This is a genomic window from Myxococcales bacterium (assembly GCA_022563535.1).
Classification (GTDB): domain Bacteria; phylum Myxococcota_A; class UBA9160; order UBA9160; family UBA4427; genus DUBZ01.
The window spans coordinates 128,199-146,234 of sequence record JADFNE010000001.1 but is presented as its reverse complement, the minus strand read 5'-3'; the positions used below and the strand labels follow the sequence as shown (position 1 = coordinate 146,234).

17 protein-coding genes are annotated in these 18,036 nt (G+C 60.1%); 11 read left to right on the top strand and 6 right to left on the bottom strand.

The genetic code is table 11. The features are described from left to right. Positions 1 to 6: 6 nt before the first annotated feature. From IH881_00580 to IH881_00570, 3 genes are all read right to left on the bottom strand, one after another. Positions 7 to 1,215 carry an acyl-CoA dehydrogenase family protein gene (locus IH881_00580; GenBank protein MCH7866162.1) on the bottom strand — a complete coding sequence of 403 codons (1,209 nt, stop codon included), beginning with the start codon at positions 1,213 to 1,215 and terminating at the stop codon, positions 7 to 9. 4 nt (positions 1,216 to 1,219) lie between these two features. Beyond that, entirely contained in the window at positions 1,220 to 2,299 is a 1,080-nt protein-coding gene (locus IH881_00575; GenBank protein MCH7866161.1) for an acyl-CoA/acyl-ACP dehydrogenase, read from the bottom strand. Positions 2,300 to 2,541: 242 nt separating this feature from the next. Beyond that, positions 2,542 to 2,844 (bottom strand): hypothetical protein, encoded by a 303-nt coding sequence (locus IH881_00570; protein MCH7866160.1) that lies wholly within the window; start codon positions 2,842 to 2,844, stop codon positions 2,542 to 2,544. 419 nt (positions 2,845 to 3,263) lie between these two features. Between IH881_00570 and IH881_00565 the strand changes: the two genes are divergently transcribed. From IH881_00565 to IH881_00555, 3 genes are all read left to right on the top strand, one after another. Beyond that, the gene (locus IH881_00565) at positions 3,264 to 3,839 is read left to right on the top strand and encodes a hypothetical protein (protein MCH7866159.1); all 576 of its coding nucleotides are present in this window, start codon (positions 3,264 to 3,266) and stop codon (positions 3,837 to 3,839) included. 188 nt (positions 3,840 to 4,027) lie between these two features. After that, a complete protein-coding gene (locus IH881_00560) occupies positions 4,028 to 5,968 on the top strand; it encodes a DUF3604 domain-containing protein (GenBank protein MCH7866158.1) in 1,941 nt (646 codons plus the stop codon). Continuing rightward, complete coding sequence (locus tag IH881_00555) at positions 5,935 to 6,969, top strand: peptidyl-prolyl cis-trans isomerase (protein MCH7866157.1); 1,035 nt, start codon at positions 5,935 to 5,937, stop codon at positions 6,967 to 6,969. Before IH881_00560 ends, IH881_00555 begins: the two co-directional genes overlap by 34 nt. A 1-nt stretch (position 6,970) precedes the next feature. Here the strand turns inward: IH881_00555 and IH881_00550 are convergent, their stop codons facing one another. From IH881_00550 to IH881_00540, 3 genes are read right to left on the bottom strand one after another with little or no spacing between them, the layout of a single operon-like run. After that, entirely contained in the window at positions 6,971 to 7,738 is a 768-nt protein-coding gene (locus IH881_00550) for an SDR family oxidoreductase (GenBank protein MCH7866156.1), read from the bottom strand. Between the two features lie 24 nt (positions 7,739 to 7,762). Further along, on the bottom strand, positions 7,763 to 8,767 hold the full coding sequence (locus IH881_00545; protein ID MCH7866155.1) for an alcohol dehydrogenase catalytic domain-containing protein: 1,005 nt from the start codon (positions 8,765 to 8,767) through the stop codon (positions 7,763 to 7,765). 40 nt (positions 8,768 to 8,807) lie between these two features. Beyond that, a complete protein-coding gene (locus tag IH881_00540; protein ID MCH7866154.1) occupies positions 8,808 to 10,022 on the bottom strand; it encodes an aldo/keto reductase in 1,215 nt (404 codons plus the stop codon). 80 nt (positions 10,023 to 10,102) lie between these two features. On the opposite strand from IH881_00540, the gene IH881_00535 reads away from it, so the two are divergent. The 8 genes from IH881_00535 to IH881_00500 all read left to right on the top strand — a co-directional run bounded on the left by IH881_00535 (position 10,103) and on the right by IH881_00500 (position 18,034). Further along, complete coding sequence (locus IH881_00535) at positions 10,103 to 10,858, top strand: ATP-binding cassette domain-containing protein (protein ID MCH7866153.1); 756 nt, start codon at positions 10,103 to 10,105, stop codon at positions 10,856 to 10,858. Positions 10,859 to 10,875: 17 nt separating this feature from the next. Beyond that, positions 10,876 to 12,339, top strand: a complete 1,464-nt coding sequence (locus tag IH881_00530) for an ABC transporter permease subunit (protein ID MCH7866152.1) — start codon at positions 10,876 to 10,878, stop codon at positions 12,337 to 12,339. 96 nt (positions 12,340 to 12,435) lie between these two features. After that, entirely contained in the window at positions 12,436 to 13,209 is a 774-nt protein-coding gene (locus IH881_00525) for a 2OG-Fe(II) oxygenase (protein ID MCH7866151.1), read from the top strand. Positions 13,210 to 13,332: 123 nt separating this feature from the next. After that, positions 13,333 to 13,611, top strand: a complete 279-nt coding sequence (locus IH881_00520) for a hypothetical protein (protein ID MCH7866150.1) — start codon at positions 13,333 to 13,335, stop codon at positions 13,609 to 13,611. A gap of 176 nt (positions 13,612 to 13,787) precedes the next feature. Continuing rightward, positions 13,788 to 13,991 (top strand): DUF4212 domain-containing protein, encoded by a 204-nt coding sequence (locus IH881_00515; GenBank protein MCH7866149.1) that lies wholly within the window; start codon positions 13,788 to 13,790, stop codon positions 13,989 to 13,991. 10 nt (positions 13,992 to 14,001) lie between these two features. Continuing rightward, a complete protein-coding gene (locus IH881_00510) occupies positions 14,002 to 15,705 on the top strand; it encodes a cation acetate symporter (protein ID MCH7866148.1) in 1,704 nt (567 codons plus the stop codon). A 543-nt stretch (positions 15,706 to 16,248) separates the two neighbouring features. Then, entirely contained in the window at positions 16,249 to 16,689 is a 441-nt protein-coding gene (locus IH881_00505; GenBank protein MCH7866147.1) for a DoxX family protein, read from the top strand. Between the two features lie 148 nt (positions 16,690 to 16,837). Continuing rightward, complete coding sequence (locus IH881_00500) at positions 16,838 to 18,034, top strand: thiolase family protein (GenBank protein ID MCH7866146.1); 1,197 nt, start codon at positions 16,838 to 16,840, stop codon at positions 18,032 to 18,034. Positions 18,035 to 18,036 lie beyond the last annotated feature (2 nt).

The window sequence follows — 18,036 nt, the reverse complement described above, 5'->3', positions numbered from 1 at the left end:
CGTGAACTATTTCGGGACGCGAAGATCGCGAGGCAGGCCGAGACCCCGTTCCCCTATGATGTTGAGCTGAATATTCGTCGTGCCACCGGCGATCGCCGGGCCTTGAGAAAAGATGTATTGCTCGACGAACCCGGTCGAGGTGTGGGTGCGGGCGTAACTCGCGATGTCCTCGGCGGTGGGTGCGAGCATGCCGTCGGCACCCAGCAGGTCATAGGCCAGGGTCATGATCTTCTGCATCGTGTCGGTTGAGTAGAGCTTGTTCATCATCATGGGGAGCATCACCTTGAGCTCCTCGCCCTTGGCCTCTGCCGTCAATTGACGCAGGTGCGAAACCTCCGCGGTGCGAACGTAACCCTCGATCTCGGCCAGGCGGTTGCGAATCAACGGATCTTCGATCGCGGGCCGACCACCGCGTTGGCTGCGGCGAGCCAGGGCGATGGTGCTGTTGAAGTGCGCTCGCATCATGTTCGGATTGCCGATCAAATTGCGCTCGTGTTTGAGTGTCGACCGGGACACCGCCCAGCCCTCTCCACGCTTGCCTACGATATTGCCAGCGGGAGCACGGGCATCGGTAAAGAAGACTTCGTTGAAGTCCAGCGCCCCGGTCATCTGCTTGAGCGGCCGCACTTCGATCTCCGGTTGCTTCAAGTCGACGAGCAAATACGAAATACCGGCGTGCTTGCTAGCTTTCGGTTCCGTGCGGAACAGACCGAACATATAGTCGGCTTCCTGCGCGTTGCTGGTCCATATCTTCTGACCGTTGATCACCCATTCGTCACCATCGAGCACTGCGCTGCACTGCAGAGATGCGAGATCACTACCCGCGCCCGGCTCGCTATAGCCCTGGCACCAGCGCAGATCGCCACGCAAGGTGGGACGCACAAACTCGCGCTTCTGCTCTTCGGTCCCAAACTCGATCAAAGTCGGAGCCAACAGTGCGGGGCCCTGACTGACACAGTTGCCCGGCGCTCCGACTCTGGCGTATTCCTCGGTGATGATCGCGCTCTTCAAGACGTCGGGCTGCTGCCCTGCGCCGCCGTACTCTTTGGGAATTGCGAAGTAGACGTAACCAGCCTCGACCCCGCGCTGGCGAAAGAGTTGCTCCTGCTTCTGCTTTGGAAGTTCGGCCTCGTCGCCTTGCAGGGGCCAACCCTTAAGAAACTCCTGAAGGCTCTGGCGGTAGGTGTCGTACTCTTTGCTGTATCTGAGGTTCATGGAGTTACCAACCTCCGAGCGTGGCAACGCGACCGCGAACGACATCGGGGGTCCCAAACGCAGACCGGTTGAACATCGCGCGCTTGTACCACATCTGGACATCGCACTCCCAGGTAAAGCCCAGGCCGCCGTGCAGCTCAACCGATTCACGCGCGGTGTGCATGGCGCGATCGGTGAGGTGTGAGTTCACAATCGCGGCGGCGCGCTCCGCGTCTTCGGGAAGATGGTCGAACGCATGAGCGGCGTACCAGACCAACGCGCGGGTGGGCTCGATGTCCGTGGACAGCCTGGCGAGTTGATGCTTCACGCTCTGGAACTGTCCAATGATCGTGCCGAACTGCTCGCGGGTCTTGGCGTAGTCGACAGACATACGAATCAGGCTGGACGCGACGCCAAAGCTGTCTGCGGCCAGCAAGACCAGCGCGGCATCGCGAACCCGCTGGCTCGCGGCCTCCCCCGACTCGAGAGCCTCTGCATCCGCTGCGTCGAAGACGATTTTGAATATCGGTCGGGTGCGATCGATCCCCTGCATGTTTTCGAGACTCACGCCCCGGGTCTCTCGCTCGACCAACGCCAAGCCACCACCCGAACATCCCACGACGATCAGATCTGCTATGTCTGCGTGGGGAACGTAGAGTTTTGTGCCGTTGAGCTTGCCAGCGCGCTCTGTGACGCTCCACTCCGAAGGCTCCCACTGGCTGTCTTCTTCGGCGACCGCGTAGGTCCCGATCACATCGCCGGTTGCCAGGCGCGGTAGCCACTGGCGCTTCTGGACGTCGCTGCCCGCGAGCATCAGCGCCAACGCGGCGAGTGAATGTCCGAGAAACGGGCCGGGCAGGACACCGCTTCCGAGTGCCTCGGCAACGAGCGCCAATTCGAGGAGTTCCATCCCAGCGCCGCCATACTCCTCGGGAATCATGAGTCCCGCGAGTCCCATCTCAGCCATCCCCTGCCAAAGGGCCGGATCCGTTCCCTCACCGGAATCAAAAATTTCGCGCAACCGTGGTGGTGGACACTCATTGGCGACAAAGCCGCGAACGGTTTCCTGGAGCAATTCCTGCTCCTCTGTGAGGTCAAAATTCACCACGTACTCCCACGAACAATTTCAAGAGGCCCATGTTAGCTCTGAATCTGGGGCAAGCTTGATGTAACTGAACCGGCGTGTGGACCGAACGGTCCGGTCAATCGAAACTCGACATGAAGGTAGACGGCGGTCTGATGGGGCGACTGGAGACGCTGCCGATCAAATCTAAGACTGAAAGTCCGGGCGATGGACGTGGGCAACATCGCACACGATCTCGGCGCCTCTGGGTTCAAGCAGTGAGTTCAGCTGCCGAATCTCTCGAACACGCCATCGGGCGTATCTGCCGCCACGTCAGCTTCGAGGGTGCCAAGCCCCTTCTCGATGGCCTGGCAGTGGCCTTCACCATCGCTGATGCCGCGACTATCGAGATGTGTCGGCAGCAACCTCAGGACAACCACGGCCATTTGTTCGACATTCACGGTTCCGGCGTCCAGTCCGGCCTCCTTGAGTGTGATGCGAACGGTGCCGCGGGATTCGAGGCGATCGAGTGTGGTGCGCTCGTCCAACTGTTCGCATACGTAGTCAAAGATTTCAGACTCTGCCATGCCAGCATCCCCTTCAACGCCGTACGCACACTACGTAGCAGCAACACCGCAACGAACTGCTCAAATTGAATGTCGGGCCGATCGTACTCGTTCTTGAGCAAAAGCCCTCGCCCAACACGCATATCTGTATAGCTTCGAACCATCTTCGCGTGGGATCCAACTCTTCCATGTTCATGCGAACAAGGACACCGATTGGTCTTGAAACTTAGTTGGTCTATTTTCAAGTCAGCGCGACAGAAGTTGTACACGCAAGTCGAGTGCACACGAACGACTCCTGTGCGCAACTCCATCACGTAAGCGAGTCGGCGCGAGTTTCTTTCAAAAATTTCGTCACTCGAGCATCTACGAGCTACACTCAGCTGGGTATCCTTGTGTTGCAACCTCGCGGCTGAGGTACGAAAACCATTGAACGGTCAATCATGACGATGTCTTCGATCGCCGAAAGCTCGTTGGATTCAATCCAAACGAGCGCTGTAGACGTCACTCGCTACGCGGGTGAACGCAGCCCCCTTGTGGCCATTTCTCTAGCCATGGCGGTGACGGGTTGTCTGATTGCAACCGCGATCCCCGGCGCGATCTCCGAATTGCTCTGGCCTCTGTTGTTTCTCAGCTTCGCCATCGAGGAGGAGGTCCGGACGTTCGACGTGCCGGAATGGTGGGGCGGGCTGTTCTTGATTGCGCGACTCGGGTTTCTCGGACTCACCGCCGACACCCCTGCACTCTTGCAGGGAGTCGCTGGCGCCATCGTCGCAGGGGGCCTCTTCCTTCCGCTCTGCGGAGCCGGATACTTGCGCCGTGGAACCTTGATCGCCGTCGCGAGCATTGGTGCCATCGTAGGCATCAAGACACTGCCATTGTTGCTACTGCTCGCCGCCTTGATCGGAATCCCGTTCGCAGCCATACGGTCGTACCGAGGCTCGAACCCGGTGTCATTGCCCGTCATGACTGCAATCGGGTTTGCGATGGCTACTCTTCCCTACCTCGAGCTTCTCTAGAACTCTCTAGACTTCTTTCGCCCTGCCCTCGCACACCCTGCGAGAAGCATCCATCGAGCCTGCTAATATGCGGCCCGGAGTAGATGGACTCGAGCGCCGAGCCTGCCTTCGGACCGATCATGATCACACCGCCACGATTACACAACTCACCATGCTCGCGAACGTCATTGGACCCAAGGAATTTCGCCATGAGAGTTGGTGTCCATCTGCTGACGTGGGTCGTGGTCTCGATCGCAATGCTCACGCCCCGCGTTGCGCCAGCCAGCTCAATACTCGAAGGAACCCGAGAACGCGAGTCGTGCTCCGACCGCGTCTCTACGCGCCGCGCGTTCTTTGGAGACCTTCACGTCCATACCAGCTTTTCTCTCGATGCCAGCACCATGGGCACGCGCACCCGTCCGGCCGACGCCTACCGCTTCGCCTGGGGTGAGCAGATTGGCATTCAACCCTACAGCGAAGGGGGTCGCCCCACCCGTAGCGTCCGACTCGAACGTCCCCTCGACTTTGCGGCGGTCACGGATCACGCCGAACTGCTCGGAGAAACTCGCATCTGCAATTCGCCGGGCATGCAGGGCTACGACTCCCTTGTCTGTCGCATTTATCGCAACTTCCCTCGCGTCGCGTATTTTTGGATGAATGCCCAGGCGAGTCGCGCACAACGCCACGATTTTTGCGGCAAGGACGGCGCGATCTGCCTGGAGGCTTCACGAATACCGTGGAAGGAAAACTGGGAAGCCAGCGAGGCGGCTTACGATCGCAGCGCCGCCTGTCGCTTCACGACGTTCCACGCTTATGAATGGACCGGCGGCGCGGGCATGGGCAACAATTTTCATCGCAACGTCATATTCGCCAACGACATCGTTCCGGACATTCCCCTGAGCTTCATCGAAGCCCCCAAACTGGTGGATTTCTGGGCGGGACTGGGCGCGAGCTGCCGCAACGCCGGTACCGGCTGCGATGTTCTGGTGATCCCGCACAACTCGAATCTTTCAGCGGGCCGGATGTTCCGCACACACCTGCCCGACGGCTCTCCCATCGGAATCACGGAAGCGAGTGGCCGCGCCGAGTATGAGTTGCTGGTGGAGATCATGCAGCACAAGGGCGAGAGCGAGTGCATGTTTGGCCTCGACACCGAAGACGAACTGTGTCGCTTCGAAAAACTGAAGCTGAATAACTTTACGGGAGAATATATCCCGGCGACCGCCTCCCCTCCGGTGGCCAGACAGTTCATTCGCAACATCTTGAAAGAGGGACTCCGAATCGAGAGCCGACTGGACGTCAATCCTTTCAAATTTGGCTTCGTCGCCAGCACCGACACCCACCTCGGTACCCCTGGTCTGGTCAGCGAATCTTCGAGCTTTCCCGGGCACGGGGGCGCGGGAAAGCCCGCGGGCGACGAAGTGATCCGGGGCGTACCGGACTACCTCGAATTCAATCCCGGCGGTCTCGCAGTGGTGTGGGCCGAGGAAAACTCGCGCAGCGCCTTGTTTGCGGGTATGCAGCGCAAGGAGACCTACGGAACCAGCGGCCCTCGCATGCAGGTGAGATTTTTTGGCGGCTGGGATTATCCACAAGACCTCTGCGGCGACGAAGCCTTCGCTCGCAAGGGATACGACGGCGGAGTGCCCATGGGCGGCGATCTCGGGCCGCCACCCGAAAGTGCGACGGACGCTTCCGAACTGGCACCAGCCCCCGTGTTCGCCATATCAGCACTGCGCGATCCCGGCACAACTGCGACACCGGGCACTCCCCTGCAACAAGTACAGATCATCAAGGGATGGCTCGAAAACGGGAGACGTCAGGAACGGGTCTACACCATCGCGGGAGATTCCAACAACGGATCCGGGGTCGACCTCGACTCGTGCCGGACCTGGGGTCCCGGGTTCGACACGCTTTGCGGAGTCTGGCGCGATCCCGATTTCGACGCGCGGCAACCGTCCTTCTACTACGCCCGGGTCGTGGAGAACCCGACCTGTCGTTGGAGTCAGAAGCTCTGCACGGCCAACCATATCCGCTGTCAGGATCCCGGGAACGTTCCCGCTGGCTTCGAACCCTGCTGTGAAGAAAGTCATCAGCGGATCATTCAAGAGCGCGCGTGGACTTCGCCCATCTGGTACACCCCGGATTGATGAGCCAATCCGGCGCTCCCGCCCCTGCAAGATCGACCCGTCACTTGCGCGAACTCTTGCGATCTCCTCTACTTCACTTCATCGCGATAGGCGGACTGTTGTTCTGGGCTGCCGGCAATCGCGAAGTATCCCCCGAAGTCCTCGAGGTGAGGGCTGAGGACGTTGCCCAGCTGACCCGTCAATGGCAACGCAGTACGGGGCGCGATCCGAATCCCGCAGAACTCGACCGGCTGATCGATCAGTTCATCGACGATGCGCTACTCGTGCGCGTCGCGCGCAGCCTCGGTTGGGATCGCGATGATCCCGTAATCCAACGTAGATTGATTCAAAATCTCCGCTTCCTCGATCCCGGCAACAGCGGCAGCGACGCCCAGATCCTGAACGAAGCCTACGCGCTCGACATGGAACACAGCGATATCGTGGTGCGCAGACGCCTGCTCGAACGGATGCGACTCATGCTCGCCGAACGCGCACGCAGTCGTGAACCCACCGAAGCGCAACTGCAGGAGTACCTCGCAGCCCATCGTTCCAGTTTTCTGCGTCCAGCTCGAATCCGCCTGACCCAGGTCCACTTGAGCCGCGATCGCCGAGGAGTGGCACTTCATGAAGATGCACTCACGCTCGTCGAATTACTGAAAGAATCAGCGCTGAACCCCGAGACGGCCCTCGAACAAGTCGCGACGAGAGGGGATCCATTTCTACTTCAAGCCAACCTACCGTCGTGGTCCCAACGTCGACTGGGTGAACGACTGGGGACCCAATTTGCATCGATGGCGTTTGAACTACCGATCGGGGTGTGGAGCGGTCCGGTGGCTTCGAGCTATGGCGAACACGCGGTCTGGGTGCATGAGCGTACAGATGAACAGTTCCCGGAACTGGACGAGATTCACGACCAGGTCAAAGCTGAGTTGTATCGACAGTGGGAGGGAGAAGCGCTGCGCGATGCGCGTGATCAGCTGCGAAGTCAGGTTGAAATTCGGGTTGCAGGTCGAGATCGCTGAGCTACGAAACCGAATAGCCCCCGTCTACCGGCAGCGTCTGCCCAGTAATGAAACGGGCGGCAGGGCTCGACAAGAACAACACCGCCGGAGCGATGTCTTCGGGCGTTCCCCAGCGTCCCATGGGCGTACGATCCAACTGAGGCTTTTCGAGAACATCTACACCCTTCATCGCCGCGGTCATATTGGATTCGATCAGACCGGGGGCGATGGCGTTCACGCGGATTCCATCCCTCACCCAGGCCACCGCCAGATTCTTCGTCATCTGAACGATGGCGGCCTTGGCCGCGCCGTAACCCGGGACAATGGGCACAGCGAAATAAGACGACATCGAAGCCAGGTTGATGACGCTCGCGCCGCCGTCCAGTTGACTGGCCGCCAGTTTCTCCTTGCACGCGGCCACCATCCGATAGGAACCGAACAGATTGATCGCGACCACTTCTTCGAAAACCGCGGGGATGTACTCGTTCCGGCCACCCGGAAGATTGGCTCCGGCATTGTTGACCAGGATGTCCAGGCCCTCGAGCCCATCCGCTAGAGCGGCGATCCCGTCTCCGTCGGTCATTTCCAATTGCTGATAGTCAAAGCCCGATAGATCGAGGTCGTATTCGCTGGCCTTCGCCCTTCGTCCAGTGATCAGCACGTCGGCACCCGCGTCGGCAAAGGCACTCGCGATCCCATGGCCGATCCCGGAAGACCCACCAGTAACCAGCACACGACAATCCGAAAAGTCGAACCGCACGCGATCCGAATCCGAACTTCTCTCACTCATTTGGAACTCCTGTTCTGATCTGATTCAGTGATTGACGATCATCACCTTGGCGCCCTGCTCGGCACTCTGTGCCATGGCCAGGGCCGCGTGGAACTCGTCCAACGCGAACCGGTGCGTGATCATGGGAGAGAGATCCGTGCTGCCGAGCAACTCGAGAGTCTCGCTCCAGTCATCGGGGTACGCCATCGATCCCACGATCGTCATCGACTTCAACAGCAGCACGAGGAAATTGATCGGGATGGGTGTTCGGTGAAGACCCAACACCGAGAGTCGCGTCTCACTCTTTGCATTGGTGATGACCTCTTCGATCACGACGCCCGCGCCAGACGCTTCGATATAGAAGTCGGTACCCGCCATCGGCGTGCCAAACAGAGGAGCCGTCCCATGTAGATCGCGAATGGCCGCCCAGACATCGTCGGAACCGGGCACCAGGGTTGCCTTCGCACCGAGTTTGCGCGCAATTTCGAGTCGACGCCGAGAGAGATCGACCGAAATGATGTCTTCGATTCCTCGAAACCTCAGACTCGCAACGGCACAAAGACCGATGGGACCGGCACCGAAGATCACGGCCTTCTCTCCGGGCTGCGGATTCATTCGATCGACTCCCTGCAAGCCGACGCTCAAGGGCTCAGCCAACGCGGCCAGGTCCATTGGCAAGTTCTCGGGAATCTCGAATAGCGCATTCCCATCCGCGACATTGGGCACCAGGATCCGAGGCGCAAAGGCTCCCTGTGCGCCTCCGTTTCCAATCTGGTTTTGATTGCTCATCGGGTTCACTACAACCCGAGCGCCGAGGGCAATTCCGTCGACCTCTGATCCAACGGATTCGACGATGCCGGCGAACTCGTGTCCGAGCGGCATGGGGGTATCGCTGGGACCCGCCAGTCCCCCGAGTTTGATGTAACCGAGATCACTGCCGCAGATGCCACACGCCGAGACACGAATAATCGCATCGCGTGGGCCCAGGGTTGGTTCGGGTACTTCGTCGATCTCTACGCGCCCTGGTGCGTGAATGTTGACTTGCTTCATAGGGTGACACTCCGGAATACAGGTTGTGCGCCCGTGCGCATCAACCGAGCAATTCTTCAGCCTCTCGGGTCAGATTGGGAATGGGAAGATCAAATGGGCAGGAACTCAGGCAAACAGGCTGGGTGCAGGTCACACACGAACTGGCGTCCCTCGCCAGCGCAGCGTAGCTCTGGCTCGCGACCTCCGGATTGTGATAATCGACTTGATACATTCGCGCCCGCAGAACATCGGCGATCTGCACACCGGCCGGACAACTCGAACTACACTGTGAGCAACCGTTGCGACAGTAGGCCCCACTGTTGGCGCTCACGTAGGCGTCCAGCAAGCGACGATCCGCCGCCCGCACTTTGCTCTGCCCCGACGCTCCGAGATACTCGTCAACGAGTGACTTGTCCGTCATCGAGACAACCAGAGCGTCGACATGGTTCCCGCTGAACACCCAGCGAAAGGCCGCCTGCGCGAAGGTCGCCCCACCCCATTCGTACGCACGCATGTCGTTCAAACGCGCGCCCATCAGTGTCTTCATCGCGATCGTGCCGATGTTTCTCTGGCGCGCCAGCTTCAACAGGCGGGGCAGACCCGTCTGGTTGGCCACGAAGTCGAATCCCCGGGTATATCGTTCGTAGAAAGCGGGATCAGAGCCAAAATTGTGCGCCACCAGGATGACGTCGACCCAGTCTCCCCCGATCGCCATCTCGAGGCATTCCTGCAGTCTTCCGCCGTGGCCACTCATGCCGGAAAAGCGGATCTTTCCCTGAGCCTTGGCCAACGCGACGAATTCGTGCCACTCGGGATTCTTCATTCGCCGCACATCGTTGACTGCGTGGTTGAAGTAGATGTCGACGTAGTCGGTGCGCAAACGTCCCAGGCTGGATTCGAGGGCGCGCATCATGTCTTCTTTGCGGTCGTCGAACGCGGCCATCACCTTTGAAGCGATGTAGACGCTATCGCGCTTCCCCTGCAGCGCTTCGCCGATCAACCGTTCGACGCGTCCTTCGCCGTACATCTCCGCCGTGTCAAAATAGTTGACGCCCCGGTCGAGCGCATAGCGCACGGTATCGGCATCCTTCAGACTGGACGACCCAAAGGAAATGTCCGACATTTCGATATTCGTTCGACCCAGCCTGCGGTATCGCTGCACGCGACTGTCTCGGCTCGTAGCTCGGGTGGCCGCGTCCGCCGCCGCCTCTATTGGAAGCGAAGTCGCCGCAATCGTCGCCGCCGCAGAATTGCGAAGAAATGTACGTCGATCCATCAGCACCTCCTCGACGCGCCAGTTTAGCCCTGATTCACGGTTGGACGAACCGCCGCCCCTGGGCAACCCTCTGCAGGTCCATGTTTAGCTTGCGAAACGTCGAAAAACGCTTCGGCGACATCGTCGCCGTCGCGGGGATCGACCTCGAGATCCCTCGCGGGAAGACCCTCGCCTTGATCGGTGCGAGTGGCTGCGGGAAGTCGACTCTGTTGCGCCTCATGCTCGGGCTCGAGCAGCCGGACCGAGGCCAGATCTTTTTTGGTGACGAGTCGGTCGGCGAAAACAATTTAGAAGAAATTCGTCAACAGGTTGGATACGTCATTCAGGAGGGCGGACTCTTTCCCCATCTGGACAGTGGCGACAATATCGGAGTATTGGCGCGACACATGGGTTGGTCGAGCGGGCGGCGACGCCAGCGAATCGCCGAGTTATGTGAACTCACCCATTTCCCACAGTCCGGATTGCGTCGGCGGCCCGCGCAACTCTCCGGTGGACAGCGCCAACGGGTCGCATTGATGCGCGCCCTGATGCTCGACCCCGCGGTGGTGCTGATGGACGAACCGTTGGGCGCCCTCGATCCACTGATTCGCTTTGATCTTCAGAACGAGTTGCGTGCAATTTTTCGCCGTCTCGAGAAGACCGTGGTCCTGGTGACCCATGACTTGAACGAAGCCAACTTCCTCGCCGACGAACTGATTCTCTTGCGCGACGGGCAGATCGAACAACGCGGAGACCTCGACAGCCTGCGGCGCAATCCCGCGAGCGACTTCGTCGCCCTCTTCTTGCGGGCGCAACACCAACTCGGCGGCGAGCCTGGGCAGAGGAACGACGGGTGAAACGAATCGCATTCAGCCTGGCCTGCACCATCGCGCTGGCCGGGTCCACGGCAGGCGCGGCAGGCAAGACGGAGCTTACCGTCGGCTCCAAGTCGTTTACCGAATCCGTCGTACTCGGCGAACTCGCGCGAATTGCAGCCGAGCGAGATGGTATTGCGATCGCACATCGGCGAGAACTCGGGGGGAGCCGAATTCTCTTCGAAGCCTTGCGGCGGGGAGAGATCGATGTCTACCCGGAATACACCGGCACCCTGATCTACGAGTTGCTCGCCACCAACGCTTCTTCGATCGAATCCCACGACGATCTCTCGAGGGCGCTAGAAGAATTTGATCTGGCTGCCTTGGCACCGCTGGGATTCGAAAACACCTACGCGATCGGGATTCTGAAAGCCAAGGCACGCGCGCTGGGCCTGGTGAAGATCAGCGACCTCGCACGACATCCACAACTCAGATTCGGCTTTAGCAACGAATTCATGGATCGCGAGGATGGTTGGCCGGGACTCGCCAACCGATACGGCCTGGCGCCGGATTTTGTTCGGGGGATGGACCACGACCTCGCCTATCGCGCGCTCGAAAGTGGCGACATCGACGCCATCGATCTCTACAGCACGGACGCCGACATCGCGTACTACGACCTCGCCGTCCTGAAAGACGATCGTCGCTACTTCCCGGAGTACAAAGCACTGTTCATCTACCGCCGAGATTTGGCAGTGCGTTCTCCAGCGCTACTTCGATCCCTGGCTTCGTTGTCGGGCGCGATCTCCGCAGACTCGATGATCGCAATGAACGCGAGGGTCAAACTGGAGCGCAAGAGCGAAGCCGTTGCCGCCGCTGAGTTTCTCGGCGTCACGACCCAGAGCGAGACCGACACACGCTTTACCCGGATCGCGCGAACGACCCTCGAACACTTGACGTTGGTCACCCTCTCTCTGTCGGCGGCGATCGCGGTCGCGATCCCGCTGGGAATTGCCGGCGCCCAATTCCCGGCCCTTGGCACCGCCGTACTCGCAATCAGTGGAGTTCTTCAGACACTCCCGTCCCTGGCACTATTCGTTTTCATGATTCCGTTGTTCGGCATTGGCGCCAAACCCGCAGTGGTGGCGCTGTTTCTCTACAGCCTGCTTCCGATCGTACGAAACACCCACGCCGGACTCACCGGGATCGATCCCGCGCTGCGCGATTCGGCCCTCGCTCTGGGCTTGCCCAGAAGTCGTCGCCTAGCCTGGATCGAAATACCCCTTGCCAGCCATTCAATCCTGGCCGGCATCAAGACAGCCGCGGTCATCAACGTGGGCACCGCGACGCTGGCCGCGCTGATCGGCGCCGGAGGCTACGGCCAGCCAATTCTGACCGGCATTCGCCTCGACGACACCGCACTGATTCTAGAAGGCGCGATTCCCGCTGCGCTGCTCGCCCTGCTGGTGCAGAGTCTCTTCAGCTACGTCGAGCGCTGGCTCGGTTGGGAAGTTTCTTCCGAATAGTCCCAGTCGAGGGCAACGGCCACAAATGAGAGGTCCGATTCGGGCGAGTCGGGCCCATCGAGGAGATCTCCCATCGGGTTTACTAGGGCGGTGTCCATTTCATCGAAGCGAACTCGCTTCAAGGCGAGCACGGAATCGGGTAGTCCTCGAGAGGAGCTGCTCGGGCGGATTGCCGGTTACGACTGGGCGGCCGTGCGTGCTTCCCTCGACGCCCAGGGCTACGCCCGGCTTCCCGGACTCTTGACCCGTGTCCAATGCGATGAACTGATCTCGCTCTATCCAGAACGCGATCGTTTTCGCAGCTTCATCGAAATGGGCCCCCGTCGCTATGGCGAGGGGAGCTATCGATATTTCGCCAACCCGCTTCCGGCCCTTGTACGCACCTTGCGCACCCATGTCTATTCGCGCCTGGCGCGGGTTGCGAACGATTGGAACGATGCGTTGAAGCGGAAGGAGCGATACCCATCGCGGCTCGCGCCGTTCCTGGCGAAGTGTCATCGCGAGGGTCAACATCGGCCGACTCCCTTGTTGCTGCATTACGAGGCCGATGGATTCAACTGCATGCATCAAGACGTTTATGGTGCAGTCGCGTTTCCACTTCAGCTGGCTTGCCTGCTCTCGGCATCACCGGTTGATGAGAAGCCGGTATTTTCGGGCGGCGAGTTCTTGATTGGTGAACAGCGACCGCGGCAGCAAACTCGCGTGGAAGCGTTGACGTTGTGTCGAGGCGAGGGACTGATTTTTGCGAATCAGTTTCGACCGATCATCGGGGGACGTGGCGCGTATCGGGCAGTCATGAAGCATGGGGTCAGTCGGGTTCGTCACGGTGAGCGGATTGCGCTGGGGGTGATCTTTCATGATGCTGAGTAGACCGCACTGCAGCGATGAGCCTGCAGTGTCGGATCTCCATTGCACCTTCTAGCGCTCTTTCAAGCGGCTAGAGCGCACCCAAGTGCGCGCGAGTTGGGCACGCGGCTTGCGTCACCCCTCTTCATGGACAACTACTGCGATCACGACTTCGACCATGAGTACGACTACAAGTACGAAGACCGACCTCGCGTCCGGCGCAGCCCAATGCCCGGAATTGCAGCGGTGCTGTCGGTGTTGATCCCCGGCTTGGGGCAGGTCTACAACGGCCGGCTGGCCGCTGGCGCGATCTGGTTTCTGGCGGCCAGCTTTGGCTACTGGGCCATCCTGGTGCCGGGCATCCTGATTCACGCAGCATCGGTCTGGTCTGCATACCGTGGCGCGAGGTACTGGAATCACGACTGAGCCAGAGAAACCTGGCTCGAACGAAAACTACACGGCTTGACCGATTCCCTCGCCTTCAGTTCAATCTGCGGCTACTGAAGCGCAGGGCGCGAGGGGGGGGTGGAGTGACGGAAGCATCGGAGCCGGGCCACGAGTCGGAACAGGCCAAGGCTTACTGGCGAGCGAATCTTCGCCTGATGGCCACGCTGTTGGCGGTCTGGTTCAGCGTGCCCTTTGGACTGGGGATCGTCTTTGTCGAACCCTTGAATCGGTTCCATCTCGGCGGTTTCCCGCTGGGCTTCTGGTTTGCGCAACAGGGATCGATCTACGTCTTCTTCGTCCTCGTATTGGTCTACGCGATCGGCATGCGTCGACTCGATCGCGAGTACGGTTTCGAATGAGACGCCTGCTTTGAGCATCCTCACCTGGACGTACATCACGGTCGGCCTGAGCTTTGCGCTCTACATCTGCGTTGCGATCTGGAGCCGGGCATCCAGCACGTCGAGTTTCTACGTGGCTGGACGAGGGGTCCCCGCCGTAGCCAACGGCATGGCGACCGCTGCCGACTGGATGAGCGCAGCCTCGTTCATATCCATGGCCGGGCTGATCTCCTTCATGGGCTACCAGGGCGGCATCTACCTGATGGGCTGGACGGGAGGCTACGTGCTGCTCGCACTCCTGCTCGCGCCCTATTTGCGAAAATTCGGCCGCTTCACCGTGCCCGAATTCGTGGGAGATCGATACGACTCTCAGTTTGCGCGCGTGGTCGCGGTTTTTTGCGCGATCTTCATTTCATTCACCTACGTCGCCGGCCAGATGCGCGGCGTGGGCGTGGTCTTCTCGCGCTTTCTCGAGGTACCCGTCGACACGGGGGTCCTCATTGGTGTCGGTCTCGTGTTCGTGTACGCCGTCGTAGGCGGCATGCGCGGCATAACCTACACCCAGGTGGCCCAGTACTGCGTGTTGATCGTCGCCTTCATGATTCCGGCAGTCGCAATTTCCCACCAGCTCACGGGCAGCTGGATTCCGCAACTTGGCTTTGGAGCCACCCTCAGCGATGGCCCCAATGCGGGGCGCTATCTGCTCGAAACCCTCGACGCGATTCAACGCGACCTCGGTCTTCCCGAATACACCGCGGCCTGGGTGGGGGGCAAGAAGTCCATGGTGGACGTGCTCGCGATCACCCTGGCGTTGATGGTCGGTACCGCCGGGCTTCCTCACGTGATCGTACGCTTCTATACGGTGCGCAACGCCGCCGCGGCCCGTTGGAGCGCCGTCTGGGCCCTGCTCTTCATCGGCATCCTCTACACGACCGCCCCGGCCGTCGCGAGCTTCGCGCGTGTCAATTTGATCCAGACCCTGAATGGCCACGCGTACAGCGAGGTGCCGGAGTGGTTCCGCAGCTGGGAGCGGACGGGGCTGATCTCGTTCAACGACAAGAACGGCGACGGCATCATCAACATGGACGGCGACCCAAAAATCAACGAACTCGACGTGGACCCTGACATCATCGTGCTTGCAAACCCCGAGATCGCCGGCTTGCCCAACTGGGTGATCGCATTGGTGGCGGCGGGTGGGTTGGCCGCAGCGCTGTCCACCGCAGCCGGTCTGCTGCTGGTGATCTCGTCGTCGATCTCCCACGATCTATTGAAGTCGTTCATGTGGAAGGATCTGAACGAAAAGCAAGAACTGCGGGCGGCGCGAATCTCAGCCGCCTTCGCGGTCGTCGTCGCGGGATACTTTGGCATTCACCCGCCGGGATACGTCGCACAAGTCGTCGCATTCGCCTTTGGCCTGGCTGCCGCGAGTTTCTTTCCCGTGCTGGTGCTTGGGGTATTTGACAAGCGAACCAATCGTCAGGGGGCGATCGCTGGCATGCTGGTCGGTATCCTGTTCACCGCCAGCTACATCATCTACTTCAAACTGCTGGCACCGGAAGCCGGCTCGTCGCAGTGGTTCTTCGGCATCAGCCCGGAGGGAATTGGATCGATTGGGATGCTGCTGAACTTTGTGACGACCCTTGTGATCAGCCGCGTCACCCCGCCTCCAGAAGCCGCCATTCAGAGCATGGTCGACGAAATGCGACTCCCCCGGGATGGACCCGCTGTCGGCTGAGAACGGAAACTCCGTTTGTGTTGCATGGCATGACGCATCATTTGTGGCAAATTACACACATTCTGTAGTGAAGATTGTCTCCAATTGGTTTTTTTTGCGTTTGTTGAAGTTATTTTTGCCACAAATGCATCTTTCCGACCACATTTCGTGACACCACCAGACCCCTCACGTCCACTTCCTTTATGAGAAGCAAACCTTGGGAAGGGGGCCGCTTCGAAATCCGTGATCGCCACACTGTTCGTCTGGAGGAGGATTTTGTGGTTTCCCGGTCAGTCGTGTCGCTACCGAAGATGGTGATGTGTTTTCGGAGACTCGGTTGAAATAGCGGGCGCAGTTCCATGCGGTTCTACCGCGCGAACTGCGCCCGCTTTCATTTGTCCAGCTGCTGAATCTGGAGCAACGAGCCCCGCCCCACCCCATCATCGCCGACCCCCGCACCCGAAAGGGACACCCTCGGCGAGCTGTCGTTATCGGCCTATCCTCGCGCCCTGGCCTTTGCAACCCCATCCACCTACGAATAGAGCACACGGAGAACACGACCCCATGGATCTCGCTTCGCTACTGACCCAAACCAGCCCGGAAATCACCGACCTGGCGATCTTGATCATGCGAGTCTTCATCGGCAGTTGTTTCGTCGTACACGGTCTCGGCAAGCTCGGTGTCGTCGGAACGGGAAACATGGAGGGCTTCGTCGAATGGCTCGAAAGCCTGAACGTCCCCATGGCACCGGTCCAGGCTCGCATGGCGATGCTCTCTGAGATCATCGGTGGGACGGCGATTGCACTCGGAGTCATGACGCGTCCTGCTTGCATCCTGTTGATCGGCACCATGATGGTCGCTGCGCGACTCGGCCACAAAGGCTGCGGTTATCTGATCACCAACGAACCTCCGGGAGCAGAGTACGTGGTCAACCTCGCGGCCATCTGCCTCGTGATCGTCCTGCTGGGCCCGGGCGCCTATTCGCTCGACCACATGCTCTTCTAGTTTGGTTGCGGGAATGACGAGGTTCGCCGAACCGCGTTGGCGCGGCGCACCCGAAACAACAGCGAAACCCGGGCATTGCATCAGGCAGCTCGGAGTCAAAGCGTTATGCTTGTTCCCCTCAATTTCAATTCCCGAGGAGTGAAACCCCATGACCCAAGAAGCAGTCATTGTCGACAGCAAGCGCACAGCCCTCGCCAAGGCAAATCGCGGTTCCTTGAACAACACCGAACCCGTGGACTTCCTCGCGCACACGATCCGGAGTGTGGTCGAAGGGATCGAGGGCCTCGATCCGCTGGAAATCGAAGATGTGATCGTGGGCTGTGGCTTTCCCGAAGGTTGTCAGGGGATGAACACCGCCCGCGTCGCCACAATCGCAGCGGGCCTGCCCAAGGAAGTTGCCGCGACGACGGTCAATCGTTTCTGCTCATCGGGATCGCAAGCCATCATGATGGCCGCCCACTCGATCATCAATGAAGGGGCGAGCATTGCAATCGGCGCCGGAGTCGAGACCATCACCATGATGCAGGACGGCAGCCAGAACACGACCCGGCTCGCCAACGCCGCCGCCGCCGAGCGCTTTCCGGGCCTCTACTATCCGATGGGCATCACCGCCGAAATCGTCGCCGAGCGCTACGGCATCAGCCGCGAAGCCCAGGACGAGTACGCGGTGCAGAGCCAGCAGCGCTACGCCAAGGCCGTCGAACAGGGCCACATCGCCGAAGAAATCACGCCCTTGAAGGTGACGCGCAAGGTCATCCAGAAGGACAAGGACCCCTACGAAGAAGAATTCCTGCTCGAGATCGACGAGTGCAACCGACCGACGACCACCCTCGAAGGACTGAGCGGCCTCAAACCCGTGTTCAAGAAGCCCGAGGACGGCGGGACCGTCACCGCGGGCAACGCCTCGCAACTCTCCGACGGCGCATCTTCGACCTTGCTCATGTCCGCCAGCAAGGCCAAGGAACTCGGCATCGAACCCCTGGGCATTTACCGCGGCAGCGCAGTCGCGGGTTGTGGCCCCGAAGAAATGGGCATCGGTCCGGTCTTCGCGGTTCCAAAGCTTTTGAAGCGCCACGGCCTGACCATGGCCGACATCGGCATTGTCGAACTCAACGAAGCCTTCGCCTCCCAGTTGCTCTACTGCAAGCGCGAACTCGAAATCCCCGACGATGTGCTGAATCCCCAGGGCGGCTCGATTTCCATCGGCCATCCCTTCGGCATGACGGGTTCACGCATGACCGGGAGCTTGTTGCGCCAGCTGAAGCGCGAGGGGAAGCGATACGGGATCGTGACGATGTGCATTGGCGGCGGCCAGGGGTTTGCGGCCTTGTTCGAGGCCGCCTGAGT